Genomic DNA, 17,634 nt, shown 5'->3' with positions numbered 1-17,634 from the left:
CCAGGCCGTCATGCCGCGGCGCCTGATATCAATGGCGCTTACAGCCACGCTGCCGGAGCGATGCATCCACTTTAGGGCGAGCCGCGGCGAAAAAAATTTTTCCCTTTTTTGTTCTGTTCTGAAACAGATAAAAAAATAATGCGTTTCACATTGAAACAATGTGACTGAGAAAGCGATGGGATTGCGATCGCGATCGGATCATTTTGGCAAAAAAGCCGCTATCGTCTCCCCTCTTTAACGCAGAAAATTGCCTCAATGCGGCACAATGGCGAAAAAAATCATCCTTGCCCCATTTCTGATAGCAGAAAAAAACGGACAAATTATTAGCGCTGGCTCGCATTTCTCCTGTTTATCGGCAATTAATGTTCCATAAAGGAACAAAAATTCTTTTCTACGTTCCGTTATGGAATCAATTTTGACGGCATTTTATTTTGCGCCCGCTCAGCCAGAATCACTACATCGCCGGGCTACCCTTATAGACAGGCGACCTCCCCCTACCCTACGGAGCATAAACAATGAAAAAACTGATTAACCGTGTGGAAGATGTACTGAGTGAACAGCTTATCGGCCTGGCGAAGGCGCATCCTGAACTGACGCTGCACCAGGACCCGGTCTATGTCACCCGCGCTGATGCACCGGTCGCCGGCAAAGTGGCGCTGCTCTCCGGCGGCGGCAGCGGACACGAACCGATGCACTGCGGCTACATCGGCCAGGGCATGCTCTCCGGCGCCTGTCCGGGGGAAATTTTCACCTCGCCGACGCCGGACAAAATGTTCGAATGCGCGATGCAGATTGACGGCGGCGAAGGCGTCCTGCTGATTATCAAAAACTATACCGGCGACATCCTGAATTTTGAGACCGCCACCGAGCTGCTGCACGAAAGTGGCGTTAAGGTTACCACCGTCGTGGTGGATGACGACGTGGCGGTAAAAGACAGCCTCTATACCGCCGGACGCCGCGGCGTCGCCAATACCGTGCTGATTGAAAAACTGGTCGGCGCCGCCGCCGAACGCGGCGACTCGCTGGAAGCCTGCGCTGAACTGGGCCGCCGTTTAAATAACCTTGGTCACTCGATTGGCATCGCGCTGGGCGCCTGCACCGTACCGGCCGCCGGACAGCCCTCCTTTACCCTGAAAGATGATGAGATGGAGTTCGGCGTCGGCATCCATGGCGAGCCGGGTATCGACCGCCGCCGCTTCAGCTCGCTCGACCAAACCGTCGATGAGATGTTCGATACCCTGCTGGAAAACGGCGCATACAGCCGCACGCTGCGCCAGTGGGATAACGTCAAGGGAGCGTGGCAGGAAGTGAAACAGAGCAAAACCGCGCTGCAAAACGGCGATCGGGTTATCGCGCTGGTCAATAACCTCGGCGCCACCCCGCTTTCCGAACTGTACGGCGTTTACAACCGCCTTGCCCAGCGCTGCGAAGCGTCCGGCATTGTGATTGAACGCAACCTCATCGGCAGCTACTGCACCTCGCTGGATATGGCGGGTTTCTCCATCACCCTGCTGAAAGCGGATGATGACACGCTGGCGTTATGGGACGCCCCGGTCCATACCCCAGCGCTGAACTGGGGAAAATAAGGAGCACGACATGTCACTGAACAGAACGCAAATCGTCGACTGGCTGTACCGCTGTGGCGACATTTTCACCAAACAGAGCGATTTTCTCACCGGCCTTGATAAAGAGATCGGCGACGCCGACCACGGCCTCAATATGCATCGCGGCTTCAGCAAAGTGGTCGAAAAGCTGCCGTCGATCGCCGATAAAGACATCGGTTTTATTCTCAAGAATACCGGGATGACGCTGCTTTCCAACGTCGGCGGCGCCAGCGGCCCGCTGTTCGGCACCTTCTTTATCCGCGCCGCCCAGGTCACCCAGGCGCATCAGAGCCTGACCCTCGACGAGCTTTATCAGATGATCCGCGAAGGCGCGGACGGCGTCGTCAACCGTGGTAAAGCGGAGCCGGGCGATAAGACGATGTGCGACGTCTGGCTGCCGGTGGTGGAATCCCTGCGTCATTCCAGCGAGCAACATCTGTCTATCCCTGCCGCGCTGGATGCCGCCTGCGAAGTGGCCGAGCGCGCCGCCCACGCCACCATCACCATGCAGGCGCGTAAAGGCCGCGCCAGCTATCTCGGCGAGCGCAGCATCGGGCATCAGGATCCCGGCGCGACCTCGGTGCTGTTTATGGTTCAGATGCTGGCTGCCGCCGCCAAAGAGTAAGGAAATCGCGATGGTAAACCTGGTTATTGTTTCTCATAGCGCCCGGCTGGGCGAAGGTGTCGGAGAACTGGCCCGGCAGATGTTAATGAACGATGGCTGTAAGCTGGCGATCGCCGCCGGGATCGACGATCCCGACAGCCCGATCGGCACCGATCCGATTAAAGTCATGGAGGCGATCGAATCCGTCGCCGATACCGACCATGTTCTGGTGATGATGGATATCGGCAGCGCCCTGCTCAGCGCCGAAACCGCCCTCGATCTGCTCGATCCGGCGATGGCGGCAAAGGTGCGGCTGTGCGCCGCGCCGCTGGTCGAAGGGACGCTGGCGGCCACCGTCAGCGCCGCCTCCGGCGCCGGGATCGACAAAGTTATCGCCGATGCCATGAACGCCCTGGAAGCCAAGCGGGTTCAGCTGGGTTTACCTTCGCACACGCCTGACGCCGCCGCCCCAACGCTTGCTGACGACGGCGATGCTAAATCGGTTTCAGTCATTATTAACAATCACAACGGCCTGCACGTGCGTCCGGCATCAAAGCTGGTCGCCGCGCTGGCGGGTTTTAACGCCGACCTGGTGCTGGAGAAAAACGGCAAATGCGTCACCCCGGACAGTCTGAATCAAATCGCTCTGCTACAGGTGCGCCGCCACGATAAGCTGCGCCTGCTGGCCCGCGGTCCGGACGCCGATGCGGCGCTGGCGGCGTTTCAGGCGCTGGCCGCCGATAACTTCGGCGAGTCGCCGGAGGCGCAGCCGACAGCGGAACCCGCCATACCTGCGCGTGTTGAAGGCGCCGCGATGCTTTATCCGCAGGCGCCGATCCAACCGGCGCTCCCCGCCGCCGCCGACATCGCCCGCGAGCAGCAGCGCCTGCGCCAGGCGATCGACCAGACGCTGGCCGATCTCAATGCGCTCACCGAGCTGGCGGAACACAAATTTAACGCCGATATCGCGGCGATCTTCGCCGGTCATCACACCTTGCTCGACGATGAAGATCTGTTTGATGCCGCCAACGATCGCCTGCTCACCGAACAGTGCTCGGCGGAATGGGCGTGGCATCAAGTGCTGATGGAGCTCAGCCAGCAGTATCGTCAGCTGGATGACGCCTATCTGCAGGCCCGTTATATCGATGTCGACGATATTCTGCAGCGCACGCTGCGCCATCTGCAGGGTATTAAGGAGACGCTGCCATTCGCCAGTGAGCCGACGATTATTATCGCCGACAATATTTATCCCTCGACTGTACTCCAACTGGATGCCAGCAAGGTCACCGGCCTGTGCCTGCGCGACGGCAGCGAACAGGCCCACGGCGCGATTATCGCCCGCGCGGCGGGGATCGCCTGGCTATGCCAGCAGGGCGAAGCGCTGAATGATATTCAGCCTGGCGAAGCCATCACGCTCGATATGCGTCTGCAACGTCTTATTCGTCGCTAAATCCACTTTGACCGTTACCACTCCGGGGGCCCGCCTCCGGAGGGTGAGTTTTCGCTTACTGATCAGGAACCACTATGTCTCAATTCTTTTTTAACCAGCGCGCCAGCCTCGTTAACGACGTGATCGAGGGAACCATTATTGCCAGCCCGTGGAACAACCTCGCCCGCCTGGAGAGCGACCCGGCGATCCGTGTAGTGGTACGCCGCGATCTGAATAAAAACAACGTGGCGGTGATTTCCGGCGGCGGTTCAGGACACGAACCGGCGCACGTCGGCTTTATTGGTAAAGGCATGCTGACCGCCGCGGTCTGCGGCGATCTGTTCGCCTCGCCGAGCGTCGATGCGGTACTCACCGCGATTCAGGCGGTGACCGGCGAGGCGGGCTGTCTGCTGATCGTTAAAAACTACACCGGCGATCGGCTTAACTTCGGCCTCGCGGCGGAGAAAGCGCGCCGTCTTGGCTATAACGTAGAGATGCTGATCGTCGGCGACGATATTTCGCTGCCGGATAACAAACAGCCGCGCGGTATCGCCGGGACTATTCTTGTGCATAAGGTGGCGGGCTATTTCGCCGAGCGCGGCTTCAACCTCGCCACCGTCCTGCGTGAAGCGCAATACGCCGCCAACCATACCGCCAGCATCGGGGTGGCGCTGGCCAGCTGTCACCTGCCGCAGGAAGCGGAAAGCGCGCCGCGCCATCAGCCCGGCCACGCCGAGCTGGGGATGGGCATCCACGGCGAACCGGGAGCCTCGACGATCGCGACCCATAACAGCGCGGAAATCATGCAGATTATGGTAGAGAAGCTGACCGCCGCCCTACCTGAAACCGGCCGCCTGGCGGTGATGCTCAATAATCTCGGCGGCGTGTCGGTGGCCGAGATGGCGATTCTGACCCGCGAGCTGGCCAACACCCCACTCCATGCGCGCGTTGACTGGTTGATTGGCCCGGCTTCGCTGGTAACGGCGCTGGATATGAAAGGCTTCTCGCTGACCACTATCGTGCTGGAAGAGAGCATTGAAAAGGCGCTGCTGTCGGATGTCGAAACCGCCAGTTGGCAGAAGCCGGTGCAGCCGCGGGCTGTTAATATCATGCCGTCCGCGCTCGCCAGCGCACGCGTCGCCTTTACGCCATCGGCCAACCCGCAGGTGGGCGATTACGTGGCGCAGGTGACCAGCACCCTCTCCGGCCTCGAAACCCATCTCAACGCGCTTGACGCCAAAGTGGGCGACGGCGATACCGGCTCCACTTTCGCCGCTGGCGCGCGTGAGATTGCCGCTCTATTGCAACGCCAGCAACTGCCGCTCAATGATTTACCCACGCTGTTCGCGCTAATTGGCGAACGCCTGACGGTGGTGATGGGCGGCTCCAGCGGCGTATTGATGTCGATTTTCTTCACCGCCGCCGGGCAGAAGCTGGAGCAAGGCGCCAGCATGGCGGAAGCGCTGAACGCCGGTCTGGGGCAGATGAAATTTTACGGCGGCGCCGATGAGGGCGACCGGACGATGATTGACGCTCTACAGCCGGCGCTGGCGGCGCTGCTGGCCGAACCGGATAATCTGCAGGCCGCTTTCGCCGCGGCGCAGGCCGGCGCGGATCGCACCTGCCAGTCGAGCAAAGCCGGCGCCGGACGCGCCTCCTATCTCAATAGCGAGAGCCTGCTCGGCAATATGGACCCCGGCGCCCACGCGGTGGCGATGGTGTTTAAGGCGCTGGCGGAACGCTAAGCCTCACCCGGTGGCGCTGCGCTTACCGGGGCGACATAACACCATTGAAAGGTAGCCCGGAGAAGGCGCAACGCGCCGCCATCCGGGTTTACCACACTGCCGATTATTTGCTATGCCAGTACGCCTGCGAACGCACCAGTTGCTGATCGATACTCGGCTCCTCAAAGCGCGCCAGCAGCGATTTCACCACGCCGCCTTCTCCGGTCAGCCAGATAAAATAATCTTCTGACGGCACCTTGACCTGAGCCAGCCGCTCGGCGACGAACGCCGGGTTGTGGCCTACCACCCATTCGATATTAAAGCCGTCGAGATCCGCCAGATAATCTTTATACGAAGCATCCGCGACGGTGACGATGGCCGTCACCTGCGGCGTCACCGGCAGCTGACGTAATCCCAGCAGGCTACGGCGCAGCGCCGGCATGCCCGACTCGTCACAGACATAAAGCTGCCAGGCGTAATCTTCCGGCACCACCAGCGAGCCGCGCGGCCCGCCGATCACCAGCTTATCGCCGATGTTGGCTTCCAGCGCCCAGCGGCTGGCAATACCGCCATCGTGGATATAAAAATCGTAAGCCAGCTCGTGGCGTTCGGCATCGTACAGCGGCGTGTAGTCGCGGGTCGCCGGGCGCACGCCCTCGCCCCAGTTAATGCCTTCGTCGGTCACTTCCGGCGGCGTAAATACGCTGCCCGCCTGCGGGAAAAACAGTTTGGTGTGGTCGTCAAAACCTTGTGAAACAAAGCCATCCAGCGCCTCGCCCCCCAGCACGATCCGCTGGAACGCCTGGCCGATACGCTCAACGCGCAGCACGGTTAATTCGCGAAAACGTAGTTCGTTACGCACGCGCTGTGGGTAGCGTGAGGTGTTTTTTGTCATTTTTTCGCCTTCGTGAAGATAATACGATATATCTAAATTTATTTTTAAATGATAATGATTGCTAATCAAAAAGATTGCAAGCACTTTTTTGATATAGTCAGCTTGAGATTAAACAGCTATCAGCAATCCATAAAAACCATTAATAATCATCAAATTAAACAAAAATTATTTTATAGACTTGCAAGTCGATAAACTTTAGATATAAATTAGATATATCTAAATAACATCAGGAGACGATGATGCAAAACCATCATGAAGGTTGCTGTAAACATACAGAGCACCAACACGAAGGCTGCTGCAAGGGTGAAGGACATCACCACGAAAGCCGCCACAGTGAGCACCATGCAGGCTGCTGCAAAAGTGAAGAGCATCGCCACGCAGGCTGTCACCAGGAACATCACCACGAACAGGGTGCGGACGCCGCCACGGTCGCGGCGGAGGTGGTGGTCGTCGCCAGTGCATCTCCGTCACTAACAACGAAGTCGCTGCCGACGAACAGAAAAAATTGCGCGAACAGGGCTTAAGGCCTGGAGATCCTGATTGGGAAAAGTGGGGGATCTGTGATTATATCACCAAACCACGTGTACAAGCTGCTATCACAGGCAAAACGCCGAATGAACAACCGATTAAGGGCAATTATAGGTTTACAGACGAGTTCCCAATGTCTGACGGTTTTGAGGAAAATGCCGAGTTTTTCACTCTGACCTACGAAGCTGAGAAGTCGGTTAGCCACAACTTGGCCTTTGTTCGCATTGCGCCGTTGCTATGGCTACGCGCGGGTGCGCGCGGCGAACGTATTGAAAAAATACCTACTAAAGGATGGGAAGTGACCGATGCCTGGGCAGAGTACGCAAGACAGCAGGAAACCGTGCGCGAAGTAGTGCCGCTAATGGTATTCCAGGTACCTAATACGCCTGACCCGAATGAGGTGGGGCGTTGGCTGGATACGTTATTCTCCCGTTATCCTGAATTTTCCATTGACAGTGTTGCTCATGTCTTCGGTGAACACACCACACAACGTTTCGGCCAACATCAGGTGCCTTATATTGAACCGCAGCGGGTGCAGGAATCAACCTGGATGCGAGTACTGATTGCTAAAGATGCCATCAGCACTGGCTGGGATTGCCCACGTGCCGAAGTGATGGTTTCCTTCCGCGCAGCCAGCCACAGGACGCATATTACGCAATTGTTGGGGCGTATGGTGCGTACCCCATTGGCGAGACGTATTCCGGGTAATGAGCGTTTAAACTCTGTAGAATGCCTGTTGCCCAAGTTTAATACCAATACCGTGAGAGATGTCGTCAATACCTTGTTTAAGGGCGATGATACCTCTCCTCCAAGCGGACGCATCCTGGTTAACCCTGTGGAGATGAAACCTAACCCGGCTGCTTCAACTGCCGTATGGGAAGCATTTGAAGCGCTACCTTCGCAAACCCGACCACAGAAAGGAGCCAGACCCGCCAGACGTCTGACCGCGCTGGCACAGGAACTGGTTGATGACGGCATTCTTGATGGGGCAGTCAGGAAAGCCCATGCTGCTTTGCACGCTGTTCTGGACAAGTTCCAGATAGAAAATGCCGAGAAAATCAAAAACAAACGCAATGCAGTGCTCGTCGTAGATGGTAAGGCTGTGGTTGCCAGCCTCAAGAACAAAGCAATGACCTTCAACGAATTCTGGGAGGAGGCGGACGTAACGGTGATTGATGACGCCTACCGGCGTGCAGCCCGAATTTTCAGCCCGGATGTTTCACGTACCTATGTCGAATATCTGGCCGATAAGGTCGCGGATCGAGAAGAGGATGCTGAGGAGTATTTGGAAGCAATCATGGAAGCTCGTGTGACCGTTGCTGGCATGGGGCTGGTGATGGAGGTGCAGGATTACTTCGATGGCGAGGCCGATAGACTGGCGAAGGCGTGGCTGGCCGAGTACACACCGCAAATCAAGTCGTTGAAAGATGAGCGTAAAGAGGCCTATCGTCAAATCGTCGAAATGAGTACCGAACCGCAGGATGTGGATCTGGTCAGGCCGGCGAACAAGTTTGAAATGACCAGGGTGCGTGAAGGTGAAAAGGAAGCTGACCTTCCAGTCTGGAAACACCATTTGTTGTGTGACGAAAACGGGATCTATCCGGCTCTGTTGAACCATTGGGAAACCAAGGTTTTTGAGATCGAAACCAAACGTGAAGGATTTGCTTTCTGGTATCGTAATCCACAGTACACAGGGCAGTCGTCACTGGGAATCGCTTATGTTGAAGCTGAACAGTACAAGATTGTTCGTCCCGATTTCCTATTCTTTGCCGAACAGGATGGCGAAATGATTGTGGACCTGGTAGATCCACATGGCCTGCATCTGGCTGATGCCTTGCCTAAACTGAAAGGACTGGCGCTATATGCCGAACACCATCCTGATGCTTACAGGCGAATCGAATCCGTCGCCGAAGTAAAAGGTAAATTACGGGTGTTAGATTTGAAACGGCAGGATGTGCAGGATGCTGTTGCTAATGCTGAAAATGCAGAAACGTTATTTAGTAGCGGACTTGCTGATGACTATCAGTAATCTATAGAAAATTGCGTAACGAAACTGCATTTCAGTAATTAGTTGAGGCAATACAAATATGGCCTTCTCACTGAGAAGGCCATTGCCGACTTACAGATCGATTTGGCTACAGCCGAAGTTACGATCCCCTTCACCAAACACTTTAGACTCAACTTTGGTCAGGTAGTCCAGCCGGGTTAGCAGTGCCTGGTAATGATCCTCAAAGTCAGGGTCTTCGTTATCTAGTACGTAACGACAGTTATCAGGGAATGTCACCAGGTCAGGGCAATCATCCCGTTGCAACGCTAGAGCGCTGTACCATGCACCTGTAATCATCCCTCTCAGGTTGTCTTCTCGTTCGTAATCCCCAAGGTGGTAGTAAGCGTCTTTGTTGAACAGCAGACAAATGTGGTAGTGGCATTTACCCGATTCGGAATATTCTTTAGCCCACATAATAAATAATGGACAACGGTAAATACGCTTACCTTCACGCTTCTTACGGATGCGATCAGCATCCAGCTTAGCTTTAAGGGACTCACGCATTCGGGATATCACACCTGGTTCAAGATTAGGGAAACAGCAGATATTGTCTCCGTTATCGACTATCTTTGGATAATGGAGATCAACTCGTACTGCCGTTAGCCTGGGATAACAGTCAGTCAAGCGACAGATTAATTGGTTAATCTTGACCCAATACTGCAGAACATGATCCCCATGTGAGCCTTTATACGTTTTCATCTTCATATTCCTATGCGTTTAGTCCTACGGTCTTTTCCAGACCGTATTGATTATTGCCACACAGGCAGTGCTATCCTCACTCAGTGAGGAAGATATATACTGGTATCAGATCTTAGTACGGACATACTGATCTGATTACTACTCTTACTGGTTAATACAGTAGTAAGGGGATGTAATGCCATTATAATACCTATCCAACATCTAAAATTGAGACGAAGGCAGCCCCAGCCTGTGATGACTGATTAAAAGTTACTCTGTAATTAGTTACAGTAATGACTCTTTAATAAAGTGATTATTCCGTCTTGTCTTTTCTCTGTTCGTTATATAAAACCATCGACAGGTTGTATGAAAATAGTTTTCCCTCTTTTCTCTGCCCGTATTTTGTTTTGCGAATAAAGTGTACTGAGCAGTTCATTCACTTTACTCCGGTTCCTGAACCGGTTCGGACCATATTGCAGGATGGTTGTCTTCCTGATATACGGCACCACACACCTGTAGCAATAATCTTTTATCCACGAGTAAAGCTCGTCTGCTTCTGAACTTACCAGCAGTAACGTCTGGGGTTTAGAGAAAATTCTCACATACTCATCCACATACCAGGCGATTATATCTACTGCGGCTTCCACGGCAGTAAGGGATATATCTCCTTCATCACCGTTAAAGTAATGCAGCAGTGCAGCGATCCTCGCCATATTCTCCGCCATTTTAGAAGCATAATCCTTAAAATCAGACAGGAGGCCAATCAGCCCCATTTCTGACTCGACTTTGTTATAAAATTCGAGCCAGCGTTTTTCTGCTTCGGGAGAGAAACGCAGACACTGACGCTCATTTTCCTCATTTCTGGCAATGCTCTCGTTAACAATGTCTATAAGTCGTTGATGAAATACCGGTAGATGCTCACTTGAGACAACCGGACTGGTAATTTGCCTGTAGCCCTGTGTTGAACCAGGTTGACATATCAGACATCGGGCGAAGAATCCGATCCCTTTCGCGGCATCGCCTTTTCGTTCCAAATACCCTTTTTTAAACACATCAGGCTGAATCATCAGCCCCAGCGTCATTCTGGCATCTTTGATTAATTTACCTGGCTCGCTTTTTCTTTCCACGGGAAACATTGCACCATCCCACATTTTATTGATGAAAGGCAGTTCATTTAGCGCGTAGCCGTTAAAAATGGTGCCAGCTTCATCAGACATAAGCCCGATGGACCGCCAGCGTCCACAGAGAGAGTCTTTCATCGCCGCAGGTGTGGCATCGTTGTATATCTGCCTGAACCTGACCGGTGCTTTCGGGGACGCCACCAGTAGCGCTTTCAGACGTTCGCTCGTTGCAGAGTGATCTTTATTACGACGAATATCTGATTTCAGTTTCGACATCAGGGCTTTCTTTTCAACATTAAAAGCCATTTCCTCATTCCGCCAGATAATCATGTCCTGGGTATATTTTTCAAACCATTCTTCTTCCAGTTGATATAATGGTTTCATCAGCAGTTTGTCCACCGTGCTTTTGCGTTCTCCAGATTCCGCCAGTGTCAGTAAAAAAAGTGATACCGGGCTGCGCAGATTATTCAGTCGGCACACATCAATCCGGTTCTGGCAGGCTAGCGAAATAACCCCCAATACCGATGCAGCAATCAAAGCCTGGGGAGCCTGCGTATGCTGTTCCACTTCATAAACCGCATTTCTGATGATCTGCGGGAACACATGTACAGGGAAAGGACGACCACACAGCATAGATACCTCTTATTCATTAACGTTTAAAATGATTCCCCTCACATCGCTATGCCGCTATTAATGGCAGAAATAGCAGGATGAACACGGGGCACTCAAAAAAAACAAAAAAATAAATGTAAAAAACACATCGATACTAACGCTCATTGATCCAATAGAGCAGGTCACTAAGCAACCACCCACAGGATTTCAGACCAATGGACTTACGCGGTGGAAACTTACCAGACTGTTCCAGTTTCCACGCTGTTGAGCGAGAAATAGAGGTAATATATTGCCGTTCTTTTTCTCGTACTAATCGATCGCAAGTTTCACCATAATCTCTTAAGACTTTGATACGTTGTTCATTAGTTAACTTAAAAGGCATCATTTGAGTTTCCTTGTTGATAGCGTGAAATTATCATGCTCGTGCCAGGAAGCATGCGCAACATCCACGATGCTCATTAAGGATTGCGGTCAAAAAACACATAATCATCAGCTACTTAATAAATTATTACTTTTCCCTTATTAAGGGATATCTTGCTATGACTGAGGGAGTGTGTACTCAGAAAACCATATATTACAAAAGTGATATTTGAGGGATTCATGCTGGAGAATAAGAGAATCATTGAAGGGGGATAGCTTAAAACACCCTTCATAAAATAAAACTCTCACATATGATCTGAGAATTACGAGTATATAAATAACTCTCAGATAAAAAGAGTTTACTGTTTAGTATCCATTTTTTTGAATTCTGTACACCAGCCCTCAACAGTCTTTAACTGGAAGGAGTAGACAATATCATGTGACTTTGCGAGAGAGTCTAATTTTTTAACAAAATCCTTTGCAGTAAATTTGTATTCTGGATAACACTCTTTGCTAAGAAGATAAATTGCATTTAATGCTGGCGATCTGATTTTAGTATCACCATTGTTATTTTTAAATTTTTTTTCATTATTTGATAACTCTTTTTTTAGTTCGTTATTTTCGGTTCTAAACATTTCAATGTCTTTGATAAAATTTTCTTTATCAACAAGGAAGTTTTCCTTATCTTTATGATAATTTTTTATATCACCTAAAAGATTATTGTTTTCCCTTCTTAAATCATTATTTATCCTCAGTAGCTCTTCAAAATTTTCTCTTGTAAAATCAGGCTTATCAAACATTTTTTATCCTTATAGAATCAATAAATAGCTTACCACCAAAATAAATTACGATACACAATGTGAAATTAACTGGACTAATCTATCCCCAAACACCTACAATTCTAGCAGCAGCTATAAGGAAATTTTTCATGAGAAAACATACATCATCTCAAGTGACCAAAGCAAAAATCCTCCGCGCCGTTGCCAGCTCGACCGCGATAGAAACCGGTGTTTCTGTGCAAAAAATTGAGCAGCAACTCAAAAAAAATCAGGCACAGGCGAAGGCCGTTGGCCTCGCCCGTTAATCTGGCAAGATGTCGCTCACCAGTTGCATCATAGGGCTGTAGTTCCCTGATACGCCTGCCTGTATTGCCTTGAAGTAAAACGTCTTGTGTTCATCCCATAAGCTGTAATCCAGCAAGCCTTTTCCCGCAAGAACCGAGAGCACATCGCAAAGCAGCCGCGACAGACGCCCGTTACCTTCTCTGAATGGGTGGATCAAAATAAATTCCACGTGGCATTCAGCCAGATAACTAACCAGCCCCGAACGAGCCAGAGATTTAAGCTCACCCGACCGAGCGAGAAACTGCTTCTCAAAACCATCAAGAAGAAGCGGAATCCTGTCGGCAGCCGCAAACTGAAAGCCATCCTTAGTCAGGTTGGCATTACGCAGCCTCCCCGCCCAGTCATACACATTCCCCAGCCATTGGCGATGCCACCCACTGATGTGCTCAAAAGCCAGCGCCGCAGGCGGCTGGCCTTCGATAAATAGCTGTTCATACAGCATCAGCAGCAGGCCAGACTCCAGCGCATCCATTTCCTGCTCATCAATAATCCCCAGCTTATTGGCAAGTACCAGGTCACCAGAACCAGGCTGATAGCGCTCTTCTGCAGAATTAAGCTCATATTTTGACAAGCTATTACCTCCGCCCAAACAAGTTCACAACGTTGTTTTCCTGCTGCCGCTGATAGTTGTTAACCCTATCCTCCCAGATTTCAAGCGCCCTGCGCTTTTCAGTCAGGTAATCATAACGATCATAGTGTTTCGAGCTGACGTCATTTAAAGCGTGATTCTGGATACGGTCGCGGATCTCTTTGCTGATCCCCGCCTCCCCCATCAGCGTTTTACAAGTGCGACGTAAATCTCGCGCTGTGAAAACTTTAAACTCAGGATTAAAAGCCCGAAAATACATGATCGAACGCGCCAGGCTATCAGTACGCACCGGGCGCTCACCGTTGGTTGATAGCGGGAATATATAGGGACTGTTACTTTCCTTAGTCAGTTCTTTCACTGAGGCTAATTCCTGTTGTGCCGATTCAGTCAGCGGGATCAGGTGCTCACGCTTGTTTTTCGATACATCGGCAATGACCAGCAACGTCTTTTGCTGCCAGTCAATCGCGCTCCACTGGCTGGCAATCATTTCAAACGGACGCTGCCCGCCAGCATAAACACAGAAGCGAATAAGATGCTGCATCAACGGCCCAACGTTGGTGGCCTCGGCAAACTGTTCCATGACAAAACGTAGCTCCGCCAGCGTTAACCATGTATCACCCACTTTCTCCGCCGAGGACTGCTTCGGTATGGCCGATACCGGGTTAACTTCAAGCCCGAAAGTAATGCCCACGCTGGTATTCATCGGATCGTTATCGGCTTTCAGGCCGTAGTTGAATGCCGCCATCAGATAAGAACGAACTCGGTTCGCATGGACCACTGCATTACGCTGGATAATACCCGAGAGGATGGTTTTGATCTGCAGAGGCGTCACGTCCTTCGCTTTAGTATCACGAGGAATGACGGTGTAGCACTCTCGCTCCATGCGCTTCAATACATCAGCCCAGGTACGCTTATTATCGAGCTTCATCTTGTTAACGTAGCCATGCACTAACTCTTCAAACGATCCCTGAGAACGATGGAGCTGCATGATGTGCTGTTCGGCCAGGCGCTGTTGCTCAAGCTCTTGCTGGGGCTCTTTTCCTTCGACAAGCCAGGCTCCGTACTTTTTCGCCAGTTCATTGGCCGTCACCAGTTTCATCTCAGGCCAGATACCCAACTGGATGAACTTTTCTTTCTTCCCTTTCTCAACGTAATAACGGAAATAAAAAACTTTGCTGCCTGAAGGCTGAACCTTAACGCCAAGCCTGCCAGTACCACGTTGAGCGCTGTTGCTCCACACGTAGTACGACGTACTTTTTGTCTTCAATCCACGTATAGCAGTCTCGGTAAGATTAGCGGCCATGAGGTTACCTTTCTGAGGATAAGCGTTACCTGACCCAATGCCCATTTTGGGTCAGGTAATGGGTCAGGTAAGGATGATACAATGAGGATATCAGGCAACCAAACAGAAACAAAATTAACATCATAACTGATTGATTATAGACAATTAAAAATACAAACAGAGCCAAATCCGAACGATTAAAAACATGCCAATTTTATGACTCATAATCGCTTGGTCGCTGGTTCAAGTCCAGCAGGGGCCACCAAATAAAACAAGGGTTTAGCCTGGAAACTGGCTAGACCCTTTTGTTTTCCTGCAATCCAAGCGACTGTAACCCCCTTCATCGAAATCGAGGTCATGTCCGTCACAGTACGGGGGTGGATAAGGTTGTGGATCGCGCGCGCGATATCCTGAAGGGAATTTAACGTATTCATGCGAAAAAACTGCCGCCGGGCAAGGCCAGCGGCAATAAAGCGGCGTGTTATAAGGGGTGAAACGACAATTTACCGGCGAAACGTGTAATAAATACTTTCTGAGAATAACGATTGTATCTATGTAGAAAAATCATACTGCCTTGCGATTAGATCAACGTAACGAAAGCTGAAAAATAATAAGTAACATCAGCCGTAACCACTTAAATATAACAACGTAGCTAATTTATATAATATTAAAGGCGTTCAATTTGAATCGTTAAAGAACCTGCTACAGTACCCGCAACAGGCGCCTGACCAGTCAATTGTACCAGGCCAACCCCCAGGTTCCCACCATCAGTATTGGCAAGAATCATGCCGCTATTAATAGGCACCATGCTACCCCCTGACTGATATAAGGCGATGCCTACCCCTTTTGCCGCGCCGTCACGCGTATCACTGTTCTCAAGTGAAGTACCATCTGCGTTATCAGCAGTTCCCAGGAATTTGTAGGCTATTCTGCCCGCCATGTTGCAATCCTCGCCCCCCGTCACACTCAGATGAACGAAATTCGTAACAATTTCACTCGCACTCTGGGCTGGCAGATGAGAAATCTTGGAGTACAACTCAATAGAATCCCGGCTCAGATGGACGGTGCAAGCCGATGCCTGTGACGATACTGTACCGGTTACCGCTAAGTTAGCAGACACATCATTTGAATTTGCCTCTGCATGAACTGTAGCAGCACCAAACATCATAGACATCGTAAAACCTAACAAAAGTGTATTTCTCATAAACCCTTCTCTTGCAAAAATGATATTAATCGATAAGTGAAACCCGTCAATTGTATAGCAAAGCATAATATTCGCTTCTCAATATCAGTCCAAAACCGGATGTGACACATCATTAAAATCATTACCAACACCTAATAATGATAATTCTGGATTATATAATAATGAAAAAAAACGTCCTTTCTTAGTCGAGGTGCCAGGTAGTAGAAATATTAGGGAACTCAACCTGCGAATGACTTACAAGGCATAGATAGTGCTTTCGTGCTCACCGTTATTCTGATATCGAATCCATATTGCCTAATAAACAAAGTCACTATTAGCTCCTTTCCTACACGATCATCTAATCATTCTCTCTAACCCGAGCAACGTTCTTCGTTTATACGTCTTCGTTTGCCATGCAGCCACCAGCGCGAAAATCAAATCAGGGTCGCCAACAAAATCATAGACGAACGCATTCAGGAGGCATGGAAAAGGCAAGGTTGCGAGGGGCGTGATGCATGATCACGTTGGACCAGAGATTGTTTTCACCGAAGGAACAGGTAAGAAATTTAATGCTGAGACGGGCTGTTTTCGACATCTTTTATAACAGAGACAGATGCTCCCGCATCGGAGGCGAGAGCACCGGGGAAAGTAGATCTATTGAAGTATGTTCAGTCTACACCAGCTCCTGAAGCTGCTCACGCATATACATCGAAAAATACTCAGGGTTTTTAATCAATACCCGCTCTCCGGACTCAAACTTTTCAGCCCATCCGGCTAGTTTCTGCGTAAAACCAGGGTTCCACCCCTCCTGTTCCCCCCGGGCCGTGACGTCTGCTGCGCTAGCCGGGAATCCCAGTTCTTTCAGATACTTTAAAATTCCTTTCGCCGTGCTTTCATCCATAGGTTCAGGTGAAGAGGCCGAGGTGTTCATACCGTTAATGAAATCTAATGCTTTATCAATGACTGCAGGCATACTTTTATCCTTAAAATTTACCATGTAAAACACAAGACTACCCTATGACCTTAAACCGATTTTAGCGTCAAAGAAATCATTAAATTTCATTGTCCCGACGGCGCTCACTTTACTTGTTGTGCCAGTAAGCCGCTGCACGGACTAACTGCTGATCAAACGGTTCCTGTTCAAAGCGCTGGCTGAGTTTTTTCACCACTTTCCCTTCCCCGGTTATCCAGATGAAGTAATCGTCTTCCGGCACTTCAATCTGCGCCAGTCGCGCGGCAACCGCCTGCTCATCGTGCCCCAGCCATTCAATGGCAAACGCATCCAGGTGCGCGAGGTAATCCTGATATGCCGGATCGGCGACACTCACCAGCGCGGTCACCGTCGGTTTTACCGGTAAGCGACTCAGCGCCTCAAGACGACGACGCAACGCCGGCATGCCTGACTCATCACAGACATAGACCTGGTACGCGTAATCTTCCGGCACCACCAGCGAACCGCGTGGCCCGCCGATCGTCAACGTATCGCCTGCGCGCGCCTGCAACGCCCAGGAACTTGCCACACCACCGTCGTGAATAAAGAAATCCAACGCCAGTTCATGACGGGCTTCATCGTACAGCGGCGTATAGTCGCGAGAAGCTGGACGTACGCCCTCACCCCAGACAATGCCCTCTTCCGTCACGGTTGGCGGAACAAAATGGCTGCCGGGTTGCGGGAAAAATACCTTGCTGTGATCGTCAAAACCGCGCGAGCTAAAGCCTTCCAGCGCATCGCCGCCGAGAACAATGCGCTGAAAACCCGTGCCGATACGTTCTACGCGTAAAACAGTAAGTTCGCGAAAGCGCAGTTCATTGCGCACGCGCTGAGGGTAACGTGAAGTTTTATCCATCATCTTT

The 17,634-nt window shown here is 51.1% G+C and carries 16 protein-coding genes and 1 pseudogene; 7 read left to right on the top strand and 10 right to left on the bottom strand.

Annotated features, from left to right (window positions below; genetic code table 11):
- Window positions 1–515 precede the first annotated feature (515 nt).
- The 4 genes from dhaK to F384_RS24720 all read left to right on the top strand — a co-directional run bounded on the left by dhaK (window position 516) and on the right by F384_RS24720 (window position 5,382).
- Window positions 516–1,586, top strand: a complete 1,071-nt coding sequence (dhaK, locus tag F384_RS24735) for a dihydroxyacetone kinase subunit DhaK (protein ID WP_020077889.1) — start codon at window positions 516–518, stop codon at window positions 1,584–1,586.
- Between the two features lie 10 nt (window positions 1,587–1,596).
- On the top strand, window positions 1,597–2,229 hold the full coding sequence (gene dhaL / locus F384_RS24730; RefSeq protein ID WP_007372179.1) for a dihydroxyacetone kinase subunit DhaL: 633 nt from the start codon (window positions 1,597–1,599) through the stop codon (window positions 2,227–2,229).
- 10 nt (window positions 2,230–2,239) lie between these two features.
- Complete coding sequence (gene dhaM / locus F384_RS24725) at window positions 2,240–3,658, top strand: dihydroxyacetone kinase phosphoryl donor subunit DhaM (protein ID WP_023336797.1); 1,419 nt, start codon at window positions 2,240–2,242, stop codon at window positions 3,656–3,658.
- Window positions 3,659–3,732: 74 nt separating this feature from the next.
- Entirely contained in the window at window positions 3,733–5,382 is a 1,650-nt protein-coding gene (locus tag F384_RS24720) for a glycerone kinase (protein ID WP_007372177.1), read from the top strand.
- A 103-nt stretch (window positions 5,383–5,485) separates the two neighbouring features.
- On the opposite strand, the gene F384_RS24715 is transcribed toward F384_RS24720, so the two are convergent.
- Window positions 5,486–6,256: a siderophore-interacting protein gene (locus F384_RS24715; protein ID WP_046495765.1), complete on the bottom strand. Its 771-nt coding sequence runs from the start codon at window positions 6,254–6,256 to the stop codon at window positions 5,486–5,488.
- Between the two features lie 239 nt (window positions 6,257–6,495).
- On the opposite strand from F384_RS24715, the pseudogene F384_RS30540 reads away from it, so the two are divergent.
- Both F384_RS30540 and F384_RS30535 read left to right on the top strand, forming a co-directional pair.
- Window positions 6,496–6,713, top strand: a pseudogene (locus F384_RS30540) (PadR family transcriptional regulator); the annotation flags it as partial.
- 204 nt (window positions 6,714–6,917) lie between these two features.
- Window positions 6,918–8,813 carry a hypothetical protein gene (locus tag F384_RS30535; RefSeq protein ID WP_226991673.1) on the top strand — a complete coding sequence of 632 codons (1,896 nt, stop codon included), beginning with the start codon at window positions 6,918–6,920 and terminating at the stop codon, window positions 8,811–8,813.
- A gap of 90 nt (window positions 8,814–8,903) precedes the next feature.
- On the opposite strand, the gene F384_RS24700 is transcribed toward F384_RS30535, so the two are convergent.
- The 4 genes from F384_RS24700 to F384_RS24690 all read right to left on the bottom strand — a co-directional run bounded on the left by F384_RS24700 (window position 8,904) and on the right by F384_RS24690 (window position 12,402).
- Window positions 8,904–9,530 (bottom strand): inovirus Gp2 family protein, encoded by a 627-nt coding sequence (locus F384_RS24700; protein WP_046498619.1) that lies wholly within the window; start codon window positions 9,528–9,530, stop codon window positions 8,904–8,906.
- 320 nt (window positions 9,531–9,850) lie between these two features.
- Entirely contained in the window at window positions 9,851–11,263 is a 1,413-nt protein-coding gene (locus F384_RS24695) for a YfjI family protein (RefSeq protein WP_046495760.1), read from the bottom strand.
- A 133-nt stretch (window positions 11,264–11,396) separates the two neighbouring features.
- Window positions 11,397–11,627, bottom strand: coding sequence for a helix-turn-helix transcriptional regulator (locus F384_RS29520; RefSeq protein ID WP_080950027.1), 231 nt, complete (start codon window positions 11,625–11,627; stop codon window positions 11,397–11,399).
- 334 nt (window positions 11,628–11,961) lie between these two features.
- On the bottom strand, window positions 11,962–12,402 hold the full coding sequence (locus F384_RS24690; RefSeq protein ID WP_046495757.1) for a hypothetical protein: 441 nt from the start codon (window positions 12,400–12,402) through the stop codon (window positions 11,962–11,964).
- 128 nt (window positions 12,403–12,530) lie between these two features.
- Here F384_RS24690 and F384_RS30190 point away from each other — a divergent pair, with 128 nt between their 5' ends.
- Complete coding sequence (locus F384_RS30190) at window positions 12,531–12,686, top strand: hypothetical protein (RefSeq protein WP_100247371.1); 156 nt, start codon at window positions 12,531–12,533, stop codon at window positions 12,684–12,686.
- On the opposite strand, the gene F384_RS24685 is transcribed toward F384_RS30190, so the two are convergent.
- The 5 genes from F384_RS24685 to F384_RS24660 all read right to left on the bottom strand — a co-directional run bounded on the left by F384_RS24685 (window position 12,683) and on the right by F384_RS24660 (window position 17,627).
- On the bottom strand, window positions 12,683–13,297 hold the full coding sequence (locus tag F384_RS24685) for a Fic/DOC family protein (RefSeq protein ID WP_046498612.1): 615 nt from the start codon (window positions 13,295–13,297) through the stop codon (window positions 12,683–12,685). The two genes, F384_RS30190 and F384_RS24685, sit on opposite strands and share 4 nt — an antisense overlap.
- 4 nt (window positions 13,298–13,301) lie before the next feature.
- Window positions 13,302–14,618 carry a tyrosine-type recombinase/integrase gene (locus F384_RS24680; protein WP_046495753.1) on the bottom strand — a complete coding sequence of 439 codons (1,317 nt, stop codon included), beginning with the start codon at window positions 14,616–14,618 and terminating at the stop codon, window positions 13,302–13,304.
- A 646-nt stretch (window positions 14,619–15,264) separates the two neighbouring features.
- Window positions 15,265–15,801, bottom strand: a complete 537-nt coding sequence (locus tag F384_RS24670; protein ID WP_046498607.1) for a fimbrial protein — start codon at window positions 15,799–15,801, stop codon at window positions 15,265–15,267.
- Window positions 15,802–16,453: 652 nt separating this feature from the next.
- Window positions 16,454–16,777 carry a DUF1889 family protein gene (locus F384_RS24665; RefSeq protein WP_080950026.1) on the bottom strand — a complete coding sequence of 108 codons (324 nt, stop codon included), beginning with the start codon at window positions 16,775–16,777 and terminating at the stop codon, window positions 16,454–16,456.
- 85 nt (window positions 16,778–16,862) lie between these two features.
- Window positions 16,863–17,627, bottom strand: a complete 765-nt coding sequence (locus F384_RS24660; protein WP_155404060.1) for a siderophore-interacting protein — start codon at window positions 17,625–17,627, stop codon at window positions 16,863–16,865.
- Window positions 17,628–17,634: the final 7 nt, after the last annotated feature.

The organism is Citrobacter amalonaticus Y19 (assembly GCF_000981805.1).
GTDB classification, from domain to species: domain Bacteria; phylum Pseudomonadota; class Gammaproteobacteria; order Enterobacterales; family Enterobacteriaceae; genus Citrobacter_A; species Citrobacter_A amalonaticus_C.
Note: the sequence above shows the minus strand (reverse complement) of the source record. Positions and strands in the feature narration are given on the sequence as shown.

Coding starts and splice junctions, on each gene's coding strand:
- dhaK (WP_020077889.1), top strand. CDS start 516: ATGAAAAAACTGATTAACCGTGTGGAAGATGTACTGAGTGAACAGCTT.
- dhaL (WP_007372179.1), top strand. CDS start 1,597: ATGTCACTGAACAGAACGCAAATCGTCGACTGGCTGTACCGCTGTGGC.
- dhaM (WP_023336797.1), top strand. CDS start 2,240: ATGGTAAACCTGGTTATTGTTTCTCATAGCGCCCGGCTGGGCGAAGGT.
- F384_RS24720 (WP_007372177.1), top strand. CDS start 3,733: ATGTCTCAATTCTTTTTTAACCAGCGCGCCAGCCTCGTTAACGACGTG.
- F384_RS24715 (WP_046495765.1), bottom strand. CDS start 6,256: ATGACAAAAAACACCTCACGCTACCCACAGCGCGTGCGTAACGAACTA.
- F384_RS30535 (WP_226991673.1), top strand. CDS start 6,918: ATGTCTGACGGTTTTGAGGAAAATGCCGAGTTTTTCACTCTGACCTAC.
- F384_RS24700 (WP_046498619.1), bottom strand. CDS start 9,530: ATGAAAACGTATAAAGGCTCACATGGGGATCATGTTCTGCAGTATTGG.
- F384_RS24695 (WP_046495760.1), bottom strand. CDS start 11,263: ATGCTGTGTGGTCGTCCTTTCCCTGTACATGTGTTCCCGCAGATCATC.
- F384_RS29520 (WP_080950027.1), bottom strand. CDS start 11,627: ATGATGCCTTTTAAGTTAACTAATGAACAACGTATCAAAGTCTTAAGA.
- F384_RS24690 (WP_046495757.1), bottom strand. CDS start 12,402: ATGTTTGATAAGCCTGATTTTACAAGAGAAAATTTTGAAGAGCTACTG.
- F384_RS30190 (WP_100247371.1), top strand. CDS start 12,531: ATGAGAAAACATACATCATCTCAAGTGACCAAAGCAAAAATCCTCCGC.
- F384_RS24680 (WP_046495753.1), bottom strand. CDS start 14,618: ATGGCCGCTAATCTTACCGAGACTGCTATACGTGGATTGAAGACAAAA.
- F384_RS24670 (WP_046498607.1), bottom strand. CDS start 15,801: ATGAGAAATACACTTTTGTTAGGTTTTACGATGTCTATGATGTTTGGT.
- F384_RS24665 (WP_080950026.1), bottom strand. CDS start 16,777: ATGGTAAATTTTAAGGATAAAAGTATGCCTGCAGTCATTGATAAAGCA.
- F384_RS24660 (WP_155404060.1), bottom strand. CDS start 17,627: ATGGATAAAACTTCACGTTACCCTCAGCGCGTGCGCAATGAACTGCGC.